Raw genomic sequence first — 15,377 nt, forward strand, 5'->3', positions numbered from 1 at the left:
AATTGACTGGCGACTCGGCGACGCGCGTACGTAAGTTGCATTTGGCCAGTCGGCCACTTACACCGCCAGTGCCGGTCCCCACGGGCCGGCCCGCCGACCCTCGGGGGGAACGACGATGTCCATCGCCGGACTGGGACGCGCCACGGGCGAGAGCGTCAGACGGAGCGTCTCGGGGCTGCCCCGTGAGTTCTGGTGGCTGTGGACGAGTACCCTGGTCAACCGGCTCGGCGCCTTCGTCGCCACCTTCATGGTGCTGTATCTCACCATGGAGCGCGGCTACTCGGCGTCGTACGCCGGTCTCGTCGCCTCGCTCCACGGCCTCGGCGGGGTCATCTCCTCCGTCGGCGCGGGTGTGCTGACCGACCGGCTCGGGCGGCGGCCCACGCTGCTGATCTCGCAGTTGTCGACGGCCGCTTCGGTGGCGCTGCTCGGCTTCATGCAGGACCCCGCGGCCATCGCCGCCGTCGCGTTCCTCGTCGGCATGACCTCCAACGCCTCGCGCCCCGCCGTCCAGGCGATGATGGCGGACATCGTGAAGCCCGAGGACCGGGTGCGTGCCTTCTCGCTCAACTACTGGGCGATCAACATGGGGTTCGCGATCTCGTCGGTCGCGGCGGGCTTCATCGCCGAGTTCAGCTATCTCGCCGGATTCCTGGGTGAGGCCGCGATGACGCTGGCCTGCGCCGTGGTGGTCTTCCTGAAGCTGCCCGAGTCCCGGCCCGGACGCGTCCTCGTGGACGGGAAGAGCCAGCCGGAGATCGGGATGCGGACGGTCCTGCGGGACGGCCGGTTCATGAGCGTGGTGGTGCTGTCGTTCATCGTGGCGCTGATCTTCCAGCAGGGGTTCGTGGGGCTGCCGGTGGCGATGGGCACGGACGGGTTCAGCAGCTCCGGCTTCGGGATGATCATCGCGTTCAACGGTGTGCTGATCGTGGCGCTCCAGATCCCGGTCACCCGGTTCATCGAGCACCGGGACACCCGCGGGCTGCTGATCCTCTCCTCCGCGCTCGCGGGGTACGGCTTCGGACTGACGGCCTTCGCGGGGTCGCTGGCGGTCTACGCGCTGGCGGTGTGCGTGTGGACCATGGCGGAGATCATCAACGCACCGACGCAGACCAGCCTCGTGGTGCGGCTGTCGCCGGTCCACGGGCGGGGCCGCTACCAGGGCATGTACACGATGTCGTGGGCGGTGGCCGGGCTGGTCGCGCCGCTGATGTCCGGTTTCGTGATCGACCACTACGGCGCGGACTGGCTGTGGGGCACGTGTGCGGTGCTGGGGACGGTGGCGGCGGGTGGTTACTGGCTGCTGATGAAGGGGTTGGGGGAGGGCGGCCCTGCCGGCTCGCCCGAATCGGTCGACCTGGGCGACCTGGGCGGCTCGGACGCGGCGGGCGCCGACCGCGCGCCGTCGGCGCGGCCGGAGCCCGTACCCGTACTGCCCGTACTGCCCGTTCAGCCGGTGCCGCCCGTCCAGCCCGTACCGCCCGCTCAGCCCGTACCGCCCGTGGAACCGGCGAAGTCCGTCAAGCCGGTGGAGCCAGCCCCGTAGGCGCTCAGCGAACCTTGAGCTCGCGCTGCGCCTCGTACAGATTGACCGGCCGCACGTCCTGCGGCCTGCCGTACGACTCCAGTCGCGCGTTCAACTCGCCCTGGAAGTCCGGCACATCGATCTGCCCGAACTCGCGCACCTCGCTGATGCCGGCCGTGGCGCTGTACGGCGCGATCCCGTCGATCTTGATCAGTCCGGCGCGCTCGTTGAGCACCCTGATGTTCCAGTGGGTGAACCGCGCCCCGTAGAGCGGTCCGGCGGACGCGTCGCCGCCGTGTGTCCCGTTGTTGTCGACCGTGATCTCCGTACGGAGGTTGGCGAACGGCAGCCCGCGGTGGGTGTCGAAGGTGCCCATCTCCATCACACCGCGCGACCAGACGTTGTAGCTGGAGAGCCCTTCGACGTTGATGCCGTGCAGTTGGGTGCCCGCGGGGGCCGGGACGGTGCGCGCGCCGATGAAGAAGTCCTCGACGAGGTTGTCGTGCGAGGCCTCGCGGCAGAAGTACGGATGGTGCGAACCGCGCCCCTCCACGCGCGTACGGCGCAGCGTGCAGGCGGAGGCGGCGACGAGGCCGAAGCTGTTGTCGGCGTGCCGGACGGTGACGTCGTCGGCCCAGCAGTCGTACGCGCACTGGAAGGTGACGCCGTTGTGGCCCTTGTCCAGGAGATGCGCCGACTGCGGCGTCTCGACCGCTTCGAGCGTCAGCCCTTCCACACCGGAGCCGGTGAGCGGCGTGACGAGCGTGGTGATCATGGTGTTCCACTCGGGGCGGATGTCCACCGGGAGCGGGCGTTCCAGGGTGAGTTCGCGTCCTCTTACAGAGGTGACGCGTACGGGCCACTCGTACGGGACGTAGCTCAGCAGCTTCGACTTGTCCGACCAGTCGTACGCCTGCGTCGCCGGACCGCCGCCCGACATGTGCTCCAGGAGCGTGTGGTCGGCGTCGTCCGCGACACGGAGGAGGACGATCTCGCCGCGCTTGATCCGTGACGCGTCCTCGACCGTCACGGTGCGGTCGCCGCGACGGGCGGGTGCGACGGCGGTGAGGGGCTCGAACTCCGTGCGTTCGTTGCCCGTCCAGCCCTCCACGGGCCAGTGCTTGGCCTTGATCGCCTCGATGAGGGAGTTGAGCCGTGCTTCCGGCGCGAGCCAGATGAGGCCGCCCGCCCAGGACCAGCTCGACTTGTCGCCGCCGAAGCGGCTGCCGTACGGGCCGATCAGCTCGGTGAGGTTCTTCGTCGCGTACAGCTTGGTGCGCTTGCTGCCGGCGCCGCGCAGCACCACGTTGCTGTACGAGATACGGATGATGTCGTCGATGCGGTAGGTGCCCGCGGGCACCAGGACCGTGCCGCCGCCGCGCCTGCCCGCGTCGGCGATGGCGCGGTTGATGGCGGGGGCGGCGTCGGCGGAGCCGTCGTTCTTGGCGCCGTACGCGCGGACGTCGGCGACCACGCGGGGGCGCGGGAACCGGTCGGAGCCGGCACGCTGGCCGGCCCGCCCGACGTAGGGGATCTGGGGGTGGGTGAAGGGCGACCTGGCGAACTCACGCCAGAGCGCGGAGGTGCGTGGGGCACCCGCCGGTCGCGGGGTCGCCGCGGACGCCGGGCCGACGCCGAAACCCGTTCCGGTGGCCGTGACTCCGGCCGCCGCCACGGCGGTGGCACGGGCGAGCAGACCTCGTCTGCTGATGGTCCGTCGAACGTTCCCCACGATCTCAACCTCCACATATGTGAACCAAGTTCAGGTCTGCGGTCATCGTGAGCATGCCACGGTGCGACTGAGGTAGGGAAGAGTCGTGCAGGGGGTGGCGGTCAGGGAGGAGTGGCGGTCAGCTCGACGAGGGCTGGGTCAGACGTGTGAACGCGTCAAGGTTCCTCGTGGACTCGCCACGGGACACCCGCCACGCGTACTCCTTGCGGATCGCGCTCGCGAACCCCAGCTCCAGCAGGGTGTTGAAGGAGCCGTCGGCCTCTTCGAGCACGGACCCGAGCAGCCGGTCCACCTCGTCCTCGGTGACGGCGGGCAGCGGCAGCCTGCCGGAGAGATAGATGTCGCCGAGCCGGTCGACCGCGTACGCGACCCCGTACAGCTTGAGGTTGCGCTCCAGCAGCCAGCGGTGGACGCCCTGCTCGTTCTCGTCCGGGTGCCTGACGACGAAGGCGTTGACGGAGAGGGAGTGCCGGCCGACGCGCAGGGAGCAGGTCGTGGAGAGTTTGCGGGTGCCGGGGAGCGTGACGACGAAGGAGCCGGGGCCGGGGCTCTCCCACTCCAGGCCCGAGTCGAGCGCGGCGGACTTCAGGCTGCGCTCGACGAGATCGGTGGCTCTGGCGGGCCCCTGGGCGCTCGCTCCGGTGCTCCCGCTCGCGTCGGCCCGCGCTTCGTCAGCCATGATCCGAGCGTACGCGACCGCGGTGATCATGCACGGCGGCCGTGTAGACGTCCGCCGTCGCCGACGCCGCCGTGTCCCAGCCGAAGCACTGGGCGTGCCGCGAGGCCGCCTCCCCCATCCGCTCCACGAGTTCGGGCCGGTCGATGTAGCGGGCGAGCGCCTGGGCGTACGCCTCCGGGTCGTGGCCGGGGATCAGAAAGCCGGTCTTCCCGTTGCGTACCGCGACCGGAAGGCCGCCCACAGCCGCCGCGACCACCGGGGTCCCCGTCGCCTGCGCCTCGATGGCGACGAGCCCGAAGGACTCGCTGTACGACGGCATGACCAGCACGGACGCGGCGCGGAACCAGTCGGCGAGCGCCTCCTGGCCGACCGGCGGACAGAACCGTACGACATCGGCGATACCGAGCCTGGCCGCGAGCTTGTGCAGCCCCTCCGGCCGGGCCAGACCGCTGCCGCTCGGGCCGCCCACGACCGGGACGACCAGCCTCTTACGGAGGGTGGGGTCGCGGTCCAGCAGGACGGCCACGGCGCGCAGCAGGACATCGGGAGCCTTGAGCGGCTGGATACGGCCCGCGAAGAGCGGGACGAACGCGTCCTGCGGCAGCCCGAGGCGGGCACGCGCCGCCGCGCGGCCGTCGGACGGGCGGAAGAGATCCAGATTCACGCCGGGGTGGACGACCGCGACCTTGCCGGGCTCGGCGTCGTAGAAGCGGACGAGTTCGTCGGCCTCCTCGGAGGTGTTCGCGATCAGCCGGTCGGCGGCGCGCACGATCTGCGTCTCGCCGATGACACGGGCCGCGGGCTCGGGTGTGTCGCCCTCGGCGAGCGCGGCGTTCTTGACCTTGGCCATGGTGTGCATGGCGTGGACGAGGGGCGTGCGCCAGCGCTCGGCGGCGAGCCAGCCGACATGGCCGGAGAGCCAGTAGTGGGAGTGGACCAGGTCGTAGTGGCCGGGACGCTGGCCCGCCCAGGCCTGCATCACGCCGTGCGTGAAGGCGCACAGCTGCGCGGGCAGCTCCTCCTTGGCCAGCCCTTCGTACGGACCGGCGTCCACGTGCCGTACGAGCACGCCCGGCGCCAGCTCGACGATCGGGGGAAGCCCGCCGGTGGTCGAGCGCGTGAAGATCTCGACCTCGATGTTGATGGCGGCCAGGCGCTTGGCCAGCTCGACGATGTAGACGTTCATGCCGCCCGCGTCGCCCGTCCCCGGCTGGTGCAGCGGAGAGGTGTGGACGCTGAGCATGGCGACCCGCCGCGGTTTGCGGGGATGGCCGGGGATCCGGAGCCGGGGTGGTGACACCAGGGTGCCGGCAAGCCTGGACACGTACTGGCTCACGTCGACGGCCTCTCGCTCGGAGCATGACTAGAGGAGGGCGTGGGGGACCCTCTATCCCCCGCCAACACCGGAGTGGCCTCAGTTCATTTCCGGCTTTGCCCAATCGTTAAGGTCGCCCGCTCAACCATCGGCGGCGGATGCGCGTACCCACATGTGGGGCCGGGCGTCGAGTCAGGTCGTTAGGCTCACGCGCATGCCCGCGCGCCAGCCCTCCTCGCCCCGCCGTCCCGTGGGCACGGTCACGCGCGGCACGACCAATCCGAACCGGCTGCGCCGCATGGACCGCTGGATCGCCGCCGTGCACGGGCCCGTGCTGCGCCGCTCGGCCGACCCCGTGGCCGTCGACCTCGGTTACGGCGCCGCGCCCTGGACCGCCGTCGAACTGCTGCGGCGGCTGCGGGCGGCCGAGCCGCGTACCGAGGTGGTGGGCGTCGAGATCGACCCCGCGCGGGTCGAGGCGGCGCTTCCCTATGAGGAGGACGGGCTCGGCTTCGTGCACGGCGGCTTCGAGATCCCGCTGCCGGATGCCGCGGGGCCGGGTGGCGAGGTGCGCCGTCCGCTGCTGATCCGGGCGGCGAACGTGCTGCGGCAGTACGAGGAGAGCGAGGTCGCCGAGGTCTGGGCCCGGCTCCGCGCGCGGCTCGCGCCCGGCGGGCTGCTGGTCGAGGGGACGTGCGACGAGATCGGGCGGCGCCATGTCTGGGTCGCCCTCGGTGAGGAGGGTCCGCGCACGGTCACCTTCGCGACCCGGCTCGGCTCGCTGGACCGTCCCTCCGACCTGGCGGAGCGGCTGCCGAAGGCGTTGATCCACCGCAATGTGCCGGGGGAGCCGGTGCACGCGTTCCTGCGGGACTTCGACCGGGCGTGGGCGGCGGCCGCCCCGTACGCCTCGCTGGGCGCGCGGCAGCGGTGGATCAGGGCCGTGGAGGAGCTGTCGGCGGACTGGCCGCTGGCCGGCGCGGCGGCGGGTGGCGGACGGAGCAGATGGCGGCAGGGTGAAGTAACGGTGGAATGGGCGGCGCTGAAGCCGAACTCTGGCGAAACGGACGCGTCCAAGGGAACGTGAGCGGCTGGCTGTTCGTCCCTCCCGGGTAGATGCGACCGTCAACCGGCCGTGCCCTCTGTCGTTCCGGGGGTCGGCATGGCACGATCACGTCGGCGGAGAACAGTTACTGACAGTAAGTCAGATGTATGTATCAGATGCTTGAGTCAGCTGTTCTCGGCCGTACGCAACAGGAGTTGTCGACAGCTGTCCGGAGGGGGAGCTCGTGAACCGACGCCGCTGTGTCACAGCCGCGATCACCGTCGTCTGCGCTCTGTCGGTGCTCACGTCACCGGCGTTGCTGAACCAGGCGTACGCGGCGCCGGCGTCTCCGGCATCCCCCACCGCTCCCGTCTCGCCGAGTGATCCCCCGGTCGCGCCAAGGCCGTTCGACCGGTCCCTGCCGCCCGGAGCGGAAGACCAGGTGACCGGTGCGGACGACTCGAAGCTCGAAGAGACGCGCAGGAAGATCGACGGGCTGTACAGCAAGGCCGCCTCGGCCACCGACGCGTACAACCTCGCCGAGGCGCGCGCCGACAACCAGTCGGCCGAACTGGTCAAGCTGGCCAGTCAGATGGTCAACGGCCAGGTGAGGATCGACAAGCTCAAGCGCCAGGCCGGCGCGGCGGCCCGCGCCCAGTACCGCGCGGGCGGACTGCCGCCCGAGGCCCAGCTGTTGCTCACCGACGACCCGCAGCTCTTCCTGGACGGGGCCGGCCGGGTCCAGCGGGGCCAGAAGGCGACGAAGGACCTCCTCGGTCAAATGACCGAGGCGCAGGACGACTTGACGGCGTACACGACGAAGGCCGGCATCGAGTGGACCAAGCTCGAAGCGAACAGGGTCAAGCAGGCGAAGGCGAAGAAGGAGATCAGCCGGCAGATCAAGGCCGCCAAGAAGATCGAGGCGGGGCTGGAGAAGCAGGAGCGCGACCGTCTGCTGATGCTGGAGCAGCAGGAAGCGGCCAAGGCGCAGGCGGCCTGGCTGGGTTCGGGCGAGCTCAAGGACATCAACGGCAGGGCGAGCGCCCAGGGCAGGGCGGCGATCGCGTACGCGACGGCGCAGATCGGCAAGCCGTACGTGTGGGGCGCCGAGGGCCCGTCGTCGTTCGACTGCTCGGGGCTGACCTCCGAGGCGTGGAAGGCGGCCGGCAAGGTCATCCCGCGCACTTCGCAGGAGCAGTGGCGGCTGCTCCCCCGTGTGCCGATCGCGGACATGCGGCCGGGTGATCTGATCATCTACCACGGGGACGCGAGCCATGTGGGCATGTACGTGGGCAACGGCTCGATAGTCCACGCACCGCGGCCGGGCCGGCAGGTGACGCTGACGGGAGCGGGCTCGATGCTGATTCTCGGGGTCGTGAGGCCGGACAAGTAGGGGCCGAAGAAGGAGGACGGGTTCGCGCGCACCCCAGGTGGGCGCGGGCCCGTGAGGCCCGTACACCCCTCGTATCCGTTTCGCCCCTCTCGTCCCCGTCACCCCCTCCCGCCTCCCCTCTCTCCGCCTCGGCTCCCACGTGATGTTTGTCATGGCCCTTTCGGGCCCTCCGAGCGGGCCGATCGCGCCGGATCCGTGGTGGGAAGCGGCATATGGCGCGGGATCTTCTCCGTACGGCCTTCCGAACGCCATTCCTTTCGGGCGTCGGCTACCGCTAGGGTCCCGGTCGGTGGGGCGTCGATCGTCGCTCCACCGCGCCCTCGGGGGGAGGGAAGGACTCACAGACCGATGGCCGTACCTGTACCGGTGCCGCGACAGCGCACCGCCTCGACAGTCGAGAGTGCGCCCGCCCCGGAGACCTCCGGCGGAGGGGGCGACCTCACGCTCCTCGTGATCGAGGACGACCCCGCGGGCACCTTCAGCGCACCGGAACTCCCCGACGCGGCCGGTACCCGGGTCCGTATCCGTACCGCGCGCAACCTCACCGAGGCCGAGCGGCTGCTCACCGACGACATCCAGTGCATCCTCGTGGACCTCGCCCTGCCGGGCCGGGGCGACGACGACGGTGACGGCCTCGCGCCGCTCAAGCATGTGTTGCGGCTCGCGCCCCGGCACGCCGTTCTCGCGCTGGCCGCGGAGGGTGACAGCGAGCGCGCAGCCGCGGCGGTGCGTGTGGGCGCGCAGGACTATCTCTACCGGGACGAGCTCGACAGCCGGCTGCTCAGCCGCGCCATCCGCTATGCCGTCGAACGCAAGCGCGCGGACGTCGCTCAGCGTCAGCTCACCGAATCCCGGCTGCGGGCACAGGAGAACGCCCGGCTGGAGCGCGGTCTGCTGCCCACGCCGCTCCTCCAGGGCTCGAATCTGCGGTTCGCCTCCAGATACCGCCCCGGCCGCTCCCGTGCGCTGCTCGGCGGCGACTTCTACGACACGGTCCGTACGCCGGACGGCACGGTCCACGTGATGATCGGCGACGTCTGCGGCCACGGTCCGGACGAGGCCGCGCTGGGGGTGGAGCTCCGGATCGCCTGGCGGGCGCTGACCTTCGCCGGGCTCAGCGGGGACGTCCTGCTCACCACGCTCCAGAAGGTCCTGGAGCACGAGCGGGAGAGCGAGGAGATCTTCGCGACGCTCTGCACGGTCGACATCGCGCCGGACGGACGGCGGGCGGGGCTCTGTCTGGCGGGCCATCCGTCACCGCTGGTCGTCCGCGACGGGCGGCCGCCGGAGCTGCTGCCGTACGAGGAGGGCGGCCCCGCGCTCGGCCTGCTCCCGCGCGCCCGCTGGCAGCGCCGCGAGGTCGAGCTGGGTGACGCGTGGAGCCTGATGATGTACACGGACGGGCTGATAGAGGGCCGTGTCGGGGCGGGTACGAAGCAGCGGCTCGGCCAGGACGGCATGGTCGAGATGATCACCGCCCAGCTGGCACGGGGACTGAGCGGCGAGGAACTGCTGGAGGCAGCGGTGGCTCAGGTGCGGGAGCTGAACGGCGGCGAGCTGACGGACGACGTGGCCGTGCTGCTGCTTGACCGCCGGCACGCGGTGGAGCAGGTGCCGGACACGGCGGCGGTCAGGGTCTGAGCGGGCGGATCGCGCGGGGGGCCGGGGTCGGGCCGTCCCGTCCAAAGGGCCGCCCGGTCCGGCTCAGCGACCGCCGTTGTACGGCCCGTACGGTCCGTCGCTGCTGGAGCCGCCGCGGCGACCGCCGCCACCGCCGCCGACCTGCTTGATCGCGGGGCGCACGTCGACGAAGTACACGATGATCGCGATCAGCCCGATGATCGGCAGGAAGCTGAGGATCGGGAAGATCAGGCTCACCACGAGGGCGATCGACAGAATGATCAGCCAGAACGGCTTTGTCTGCTTGTCCGCCGCACGGAAGGCGTCCTCACGCCGGATGAACGCGTCGACCAGCGCGAAGCAGCCGAACACGGTCAGCGGGATACTCAACAGCGCCACGAGCCCGTCGAAGCCGGCCATCAACACGTCGCCCACCGCCCCTTTCTGTCCCCATCATGTGCCGCCAAGGTACCCGTACAACGGACCGGACACCTCTGTGGTGCCCGGTCCGTCGATATCGCTGTCCCTTGGCGAGTGTTCGCCTACTTGCCCGCGGGAGGTGTGGCCTTCTTCGCGGGGGCGGACGGCTTGCGCGCGGCGCCGGTGGACTTCCGCGCGGCGGGCTTCGTACCGTTGGCCCTGGCCTCCGGCTTGGCCTTGGTCTCGCTCTTGACCGCGGGCTTGGCGGGCGCGGGCTTGGCGGGCGCGGGCTTGGCGGGCGCCGGCTTCGCCGCGGCGGGCTTGGCGGGCGCGGGCCTGGTCGTCTGCTTCGACGTGGACTCGGGCTCGACGGCGATGGCGATCTCCGCCACACCGTCCGCGGCCTCGCCGCGCCAGGTCCGTACGGACTGCTCGCCGCGCTCGGCGACCTTCTCGTACGTCTCACGGGCCTTGACCGCGTACTCCGCGGCCACACCGACGCTCCGCAGCGCCAGGTCCTGAGCGGTCTCGCCGAGCTTCTTCAGGTCGGTGTCGAGCGACCCGAGCACCTCGGTGACCTTGGACTGAACGGTCGTCTGCGCTTCCTTGGCCTGTGACGCGACCCTGTCCTGGACCCGCTTGGGGTCGGCGTTGCGCACCGCGTCGATACGGCCCGGGGCCTCCGCGCGCAGCTGCTCGATCAGCCCGGGAACCTTCTTGGCCTGCTCGACGGCGAGATCCGCCGTACCGGCCGCGAAGTAGAGGGGGGTCGGGTCGCTGAACGTCTTGCGCAGGTCATCGGCGATTGCCATGACTGTGGTCCTCCGGATCAGTGTGAGGGTGGGGTTCCAGCACCGCCGCCGGCGGTACCGGGCGTGTCCTCGTCGGCGTCCCCGATACCGGTACCGGCGCCCTTACCGGCCGGTCCCGCGGTCGCCTTCGCTTCCGTGTTCTCGGTACCGAGCCCGTTCTCCTTGCGGAAGGACTCGTAGATCTGCAGGAGCACCTGCTTCTGCCGCTCGTCTATGGACGGGTCGGCGAGGATGACGGCACGCGTCTCCAACTCCTCGCGCTCCCGCTCGTCGAGCATCCCGGCCTGCACGTACAGCGTCTCGGCGGAGATCCGCAGCGCCTTGGCGAGCTGCTGCAGGATGTCCGCGCTGGGCTTGCGCAGACCGCGTTCGATCTGACTGAGATACGGATTGGACACCCCGGCGGCCTCGGAGAGCTGCCGCAGCGACAGCTGCGCGTTGCGCCGCTGCTCGCGGAGGTACTCACCGAGATTGCCGACGTTGAGTGATGCCATGGCTCCAGAGTGCCCACACTTGCTAACTTTTGCAAGCACCCGCTTGCAAAAGTGTTCCGCGCAACATGGGTGACCGCTGTGACATCCAGCTGTCCTGTCTCTGTGACGTCCGGGCAGTCTCGGAGATCTCCGGGAAGTGGGGCGACGTCTCAGTCAGGTCCGGGCATTTGGTGGGGTGTCTCGGTCTTCTCCGGTTACGCCGCCGCGGCTGTGCAGACCTCCTCGAAACGCTCGTCTCCTCCCTGGCCAGCGAGGAGACCGTCTACTCGCGCTGGTGCTGGAGCTCGGGAGCTGACCTCGCACACCATGTCCAGAACCTCGCCAAGACCGCCGAAGCCGACTGGGCTCACGAGGCGGTAAGGGGCGCCACCGGACCGACCACGATCAAGGAGATCGAGACGGCCCTCCGCCCGGTCCCACACGACACAGCGACTGAGCTGATGGTCAACCTCTCCACCGACAGCCTGGTATTCCCCGGACACCCGCGACGCGACCGCCCCCATGCCAGGCGAGCTGCCACGAAGACGACGGCGATTCCGGGCCCTGGGTCGGAATGGTTCTCCAACGTCGACGGCCCCTGGACGAACGGACGCACATGGAATCCCGTCACCAGGCACACCTTCGACGGCGTAGTCGCTGGCCGGGGAAACGGATTCGTTGTCGTGTCTCCTGCAAGTGGGCGAGGACTGAACACCTTGCTGGACCACGGAAGACCGGTCCCCATGATCCAGCGCGGCCGAGGAGCGCGAAGGCGCCCTGATGGCATATACCCGTACCGAAATACCCGGAGTCGTCCGAAACAACTCAGACCCAAACATACCAACCAAGTCCGGGCACCCCAGGTGAGAAACCTGCACTACCCGGACTCATCTGAGACAGGACGCCACGGAAGCGGAACGGCTACGCAGTCGCGTCGGAGAAGCTCAGCCGCACCGCGACCACAGCGCCCGCCCCATCCAGGTCAGCCGACACAGGAAAGTAGCCGTCTCCCCAACTCGTCATCGCGCAGAGCATTCGGGCGTCGCCGACATCCACAGTTCCGACCTCGACTTCAGAGGCGCGAATCTGTCGCATGACCTGCCAGTGATGGGAGTGGGGCCGGAAGTCCACCACCATGCGGCGCCCGGTCTCTTCCTTCCAGCTCTGCACAGCGCGAGCTTTCTCCATCGCCTCCGCCACCGCCAGCCCAGTCCACCCGCGGACACCGTCCTCACCGGATTCGCCCAGCTCCGGTGCTGCGAACATCGCGGCCGCTTCCTCTGCGGCAGCACCCCAGAACGCGACGTCGGCCAAGCCGTCCACAGGCTCGTCGTGCTGCCAGGCATTCAAAGCATCGGCATCGCCGAAGAGCACCCGGGCCCAGTCGATGCCGATGTTACCCAGCAGCACGGATGACTCCGCTGGGGCGTCGCTCATCCGAACCGACATCTCTGACCAGCGCGGCCCGATACCGTCACCGAAGTCGACCCGCGAAGCCAACACTGGCAGATGACGGTCACGGGGCATCCCTCCCACTGCGACGACGGGCACCCCAAACATCAGGAAACTGCCGCCGCCTTCAGTGGCAGTCCGGCGCACGCGTTGGGCATGCGGTTCGCGGCCCGGCACGGCCTCCAGACGGGCGTCCAGGCCAGCAGCCCGGCAGTGCTCGTCGAACATCGCCCCAAGCTCCGCTGCCCGGGAGGCAGGGATGTCGTGGAGCATGGCACCTGGCTGCCGGTCGAAGCCGCGGGCCGCTGCCGAGGCGTCCGGGCCGACCACGGCAAAGTCGACCGAGTTGAGCACTTCGGCAGCCATCACCGGGTCGTCAACGCCAAGCAGAGCAGGATCGATCTCCGCCGGCGACCGCTCACCGCTCCACAACCCCAGATGACCGCCGTCAACGATGACCAGAACCCCCGATGGGCAGCTGATCTCTCCAAGCCTGAAGATCTCTTCCATGGCGCGCGAGTCTACGATCGCCCCTCCGGCCGCCTGCATGCGCACCAGGACGATTCCGAGACATGCCCGGGCTTGAGTGAGACGCATCGGCTCTCAACGTCTCAGCCGAGTCCGGGCACTGCAGTTCAGGGACCTGCCACGCCCGGACTTATCCGAGACAGGACACCAGCGTTACCTGTCACCTGACGTGTCGCGCTGAAGGCTGACCATTCCCGGTCTGTCTGAACCATCTGGCCGTCTGTCTCAGCCGGGCTCTGGAAATTAATGCGGCGGTCTGCGCCCGCTCGCGCCACCGGGTCACTATCGCAGGGGAAACATCGGCGCAGTCTCGGCAGCTTGCGCGCTGCCTCATCCTCGCGCCGCCCGTCCCACCGCTCACCGAGCGGTCCGGAGTTGTCACCTCCATCACCCTGCTCGGCGTGAACGGCTTCGTAGAAGGCTTCGCCGCACTTCTCGTCCACACCAGCCAGGATCCCGTACGCCTCCATGGCGACGTAGTCGAGCGACTCCCACTCGGGCCAGTCGTCGTTCCATACCTCCCGCGGACGACCCACCAGGGCCTGGACCTCCGGAGTGGCCGCCAGCACATCGGGATCAGCCACCGCCTGAGTGAAGGCTTCCCGGCCGAGGCCCACCATCCAGAGGCCGAAGTAACAGAATCCGTCATCTGAACACCAGCCGCCGAAGATCTGGTCCGCAGCTGCCCACAGATCCCACGTGAATGCTTCGTGCGTCACCTCGTCCAAGCGCACCTGGAACCGCACGACCTCTGCCAGCGACCTTTGCGACAGTGCGCCACGGAGCCACGCGAGCCGTTCGTCCCGCCCCTGTGCCTGCCGTCGGCACTCCTCGATGAGCTCCCAGAAGGAATCGATATCCACGGCGGCACTGTGCCAAGCACCTCTGACAACGCGCAGTCCACGGGCTGCGTTCGAGCGGTGGAAAACCCGGAGATCATCATCAAACTCACCCCGGACGAGGCGCTGGTCCTGTCGGACTGGCAGGAGCGAGTGCAGATGACGGACCTCGGCCGTCTCGTCGACGATGCCGCGGTCTGGGCACCCCTACACCGCATCGCCGGAACGCTCGATAAGTCGCTACCGGGGATCTTTTCAGCGGACTACGCCGAACGCCTGGAAGCGGCCCGCCGCAGGCTTGGTCCAGCCCCGGACGATGGCTCCGGAGACCACGAGGGGACGGGCTCATGAAAGGGGAGAATACCGATGACGTCGAACGCGACGCCGGCCTGGCGTTCCGCTCACGACCTCCCCGGATCCCGGGCCTGACCGCTCGCGTCAACGAGGTCGTCGCGCGAGGGTCCACTTCTACTGAGACGGGACACAGCGCTACCTGTCACCTTCCAGCAGTTGTTGTCACCGGAAGCCCCCGCAGGGGGGGTGGTGTCAGTGGCGTGCGCTTCGATGGGCGCCATGACCGTTCACGATGTTGCCGAGGCGCTTCCTGACATCCCGACGCTGCGGGACCGGTGTCGGTCGATGGCCATGCTGGAGGCCGTGCTGAACCCTGACGGCGAGCGCTACTACTCGTTCAGCCGGGCTTGGTCCGAGACGGAGGAGATCGCCTCCATGCGCAACGGCTCGGGGGACGAGTTCGACGTCGTCTTCTCTCCGGCGGGCGCGTATGTCCGAGGCTTCGACCATGAGTCGGCGATGAGCCCGTATGTCGACGACGAGCCCTGGCCGGGCGTCGTGGACTCGGTCCCTGAGGTGTTCCGCAGTTGCGTTGAAGAGCCGGCCTTCACCGACGACGGAATGCCCAGGGTGACGGCCTGCGTGTGGCGTGAGGCAGGAAGCGAGCACTGGCAGGCGGGAAAAATCGACTTCCCTGAGGACAGCGCCGATCCTGATGGCTCGGGTTGGCTGTTTCACTTGCTGGTCGACCCATCGCCGGAGGCATTCCAGAAGTTCGCTGAGGACTACTACGAGGTCCCGGTCGACATCGACGCGGTGCGCCACGTGTATGCCATCCGCCCACTGACCCAGGATGTGGTCACCGCTTTGAACGACAAGGCATCTCTGGCGGACATCGCCGACGCAGCCGCCGCGATCGGCTATGCCATCGCGGCTGACCCGGCTTCCCTGACCGGGGCCGGCTTCGCGGGCCCTGAACGCACCTGTCAGAGCTCCTTGAGAGACTCCCGGCCATGACCCCGACTGATCACGGAGTGCGGAAGTCGTGGGACCGCATCGACGCCTGGTTCAAAGATCGTCTCCACCGGACGCCGGTAAGGGCCGCTGCGGAGCAGGGTCGGCTCCGCGCGATCGAGGCAGACCTCGGGGCGGCACTCCCCACCGAAGTGCGCGATTGGTGGACCCTGGATCGCGTCAGCGCCTTCTATGGCGCGGTTCCTGTGGGACCACGAGACGTGGGTACTCGG

General features: G+C 69.3%; 14 protein-coding genes. 6 read left to right on the forward strand and 8 right to left on the reverse strand.

What is annotated here, in order from left to right:
• Positions 1 to 115: 115 nt before the first annotated feature.
• Complete coding sequence (locus IEY79_RS28600) at positions 116 to 1,549, forward strand: MDR family MFS transporter (RefSeq protein ID WP_229701198.1); 1,434 nt, start codon at positions 116 to 118, stop codon at positions 1,547 to 1,549.
• 4 nt (positions 1,550 to 1,553) lie between these two features.
• Here IEY79_RS28600 and IEY79_RS28605 read toward each other — a convergent pair whose 3' ends face one another.
• The 3 genes from IEY79_RS28605 to mshA all read right to left on the reverse strand — a co-directional run bounded on the left by IEY79_RS28605 (position 1,554) and on the right by mshA (position 5,275).
• Positions 1,554 to 3,260, reverse strand: coding sequence for a glycosyl hydrolase family 28-related protein (locus tag IEY79_RS28605; RefSeq protein ID WP_229701199.1), 1,707 nt, complete (start codon positions 3,258 to 3,260; stop codon positions 1,554 to 1,556).
• A gap of 118 nt (positions 3,261 to 3,378) precedes the next feature.
• Positions 3,379 to 3,939 carry a type III secretion system chaperone family protein gene (locus tag IEY79_RS28610; RefSeq protein ID WP_189110525.1) on the reverse strand — a complete coding sequence of 187 codons (561 nt, stop codon included), beginning with the start codon at positions 3,937 to 3,939 and terminating at the stop codon, positions 3,379 to 3,381.
• Positions 3,932 to 5,275 carry a D-inositol-3-phosphate glycosyltransferase gene (mshA, locus tag IEY79_RS28615; protein ID WP_189110526.1) on the reverse strand — a complete coding sequence of 448 codons (1,344 nt, stop codon included), beginning with the start codon at positions 5,273 to 5,275 and terminating at the stop codon, positions 3,932 to 3,934. Before mshA ends, IEY79_RS28610 begins: the two co-directional genes overlap by 8 nt.
• A 193-nt stretch (positions 5,276 to 5,468) precedes the next feature.
• Between mshA and IEY79_RS28620 the strand changes: the two genes are divergently transcribed.
• The 3 genes from IEY79_RS28620 (at position 5,469) to IEY79_RS28630 (ending at position 9,333) form a co-directional block, all read left to right on the forward strand.
• Positions 5,469 to 6,341, forward strand: coding sequence for a class I SAM-dependent methyltransferase (locus tag IEY79_RS28620; protein ID WP_189110527.1), 873 nt, complete (start codon positions 5,469 to 5,471; stop codon positions 6,339 to 6,341).
• Between the two features lie 202 nt (positions 6,342 to 6,543).
• Complete coding sequence (locus tag IEY79_RS28625) at positions 6,544 to 7,692, forward strand: C40 family peptidase (RefSeq protein ID WP_189110528.1); 1,149 nt, start codon at positions 6,544 to 6,546, stop codon at positions 7,690 to 7,692.
• Between the two features lie 348 nt (positions 7,693 to 8,040).
• Entirely contained in the window at positions 8,041 to 9,333 is a 1,293-nt protein-coding gene (locus IEY79_RS28630) for a PP2C family protein-serine/threonine phosphatase (RefSeq protein ID WP_189110529.1), read from the forward strand.
• 63 nt (positions 9,334 to 9,396) lie between these two features.
• Here IEY79_RS28630 and IEY79_RS28635 read toward each other — a convergent pair whose 3' ends face one another.
• From IEY79_RS28635 to IEY79_RS28655, 5 genes are all read right to left on the reverse strand, one after another.
• Positions 9,397 to 9,732 (reverse strand): DUF2516 family protein, encoded by a 336-nt coding sequence (locus IEY79_RS28635; RefSeq protein WP_189110618.1) that lies wholly within the window; start codon positions 9,730 to 9,732, stop codon positions 9,397 to 9,399.
• Between the two features lie 122 nt (positions 9,733 to 9,854).
• Positions 9,855 to 10,544 (reverse strand): hypothetical protein, encoded by a 690-nt coding sequence (locus IEY79_RS28640; protein ID WP_189110530.1) that lies wholly within the window; start codon positions 10,542 to 10,544, stop codon positions 9,855 to 9,857.
• Positions 10,545 to 10,561: 17 nt separating this feature from the next.
• Positions 10,562 to 11,038: a helix-turn-helix domain-containing protein gene (locus tag IEY79_RS28645; protein ID WP_189110531.1), complete on the reverse strand. Its 477-nt coding sequence runs from the start codon at positions 11,036 to 11,038 to the stop codon at positions 10,562 to 10,564.
• Between the two features lie 900 nt (positions 11,039 to 11,938).
• Positions 11,939 to 12,979 (reverse strand): hypothetical protein, encoded by a 1,041-nt coding sequence (locus IEY79_RS28650; RefSeq protein WP_189110532.1) that lies wholly within the window; start codon positions 12,977 to 12,979, stop codon positions 11,939 to 11,941.
• A gap of 125 nt (positions 12,980 to 13,104) precedes the next feature.
• Complete coding sequence (locus tag IEY79_RS28655; RefSeq protein WP_229701200.1) at positions 13,105 to 13,860, reverse strand: DUF4240 domain-containing protein; 756 nt, start codon at positions 13,858 to 13,860, stop codon at positions 13,105 to 13,107.
• A 57-nt stretch (positions 13,861 to 13,917) separates the two neighbouring features.
• On the opposite strand from IEY79_RS28655, the gene IEY79_RS28660 reads away from it, so the two are divergent.
• Together IEY79_RS28660 and IEY79_RS28665 are read left to right on the forward strand one after the other, a co-directional pair.
• Entirely contained in the window at positions 13,918 to 14,187 is a 270-nt protein-coding gene (locus IEY79_RS28660) for a hypothetical protein (protein ID WP_189110533.1), read from the forward strand.
• Positions 14,188 to 14,409: 222 nt separating this feature from the next.
• Positions 14,410 to 15,147, forward strand: a complete 738-nt coding sequence (locus IEY79_RS28665) for a hypothetical protein (RefSeq protein ID WP_229701201.1) — start codon at positions 14,410 to 14,412, stop codon at positions 15,145 to 15,147.
• Positions 15,148 to 15,377: the final 230 nt, after the last annotated feature.

It is taken from the genome of Streptomyces camponoticapitis (assembly GCF_014646115.1).
GTDB lineage: Bacteria > Actinomycetota > Actinomycetes > Streptomycetales > Streptomycetaceae > Streptomyces > Streptomyces camponoticapitis.

Excerpts from the sequence above, each read along its gene's own strand:
- IEY79_RS28600 (WP_229701198.1), top strand. The coding sequence starts at position 116 with ATGTCCATCGCCGGACTGGGACGCGCCACGGGCGAGAGCGTCAGACGG.
- IEY79_RS28610 (WP_189110525.1), bottom strand. The coding sequence starts at position 3,939 with ATGGCTGACGAAGCGCGGGCCGACGCGAGCGGGAGCACCGGAGCGAGC.
- IEY79_RS28620 (WP_189110527.1), top strand. The coding sequence starts at position 5,469 with ATGCCCGCGCGCCAGCCCTCCTCGCCCCGCCGTCCCGTGGGCACGGTC.
- IEY79_RS28630 (WP_189110529.1), top strand. The coding sequence starts at position 8,041 with ATGGCCGTACCTGTACCGGTGCCGCGACAGCGCACCGCCTCGACAGTC.
- IEY79_RS28635 (WP_189110618.1), bottom strand. The coding sequence starts at position 9,732 with ATGGCCGGCTTCGACGGGCTCGTGGCGCTGTTGAGTATCCCGCTGACC.
- IEY79_RS28640 (WP_189110530.1), bottom strand. The coding sequence starts at position 10,544 with ATGGCAATCGCCGATGACCTGCGCAAGACGTTCAGCGACCCGACCCCC.
- IEY79_RS28645 (WP_189110531.1), bottom strand. The coding sequence starts at position 11,038 with ATGGCATCACTCAACGTCGGCAATCTCGGTGAGTACCTCCGCGAGCAG.
- IEY79_RS28650 (WP_189110532.1), bottom strand. The coding sequence starts at position 12,979 with ATGGAAGAGATCTTCAGGCTTGGAGAGATCAGCTGCCCATCGGGGGTT.
- IEY79_RS28665 (WP_229701201.1), top strand. The coding sequence starts at position 14,410 with ATGACCGTTCACGATGTTGCCGAGGCGCTTCCTGACATCCCGACGCTG.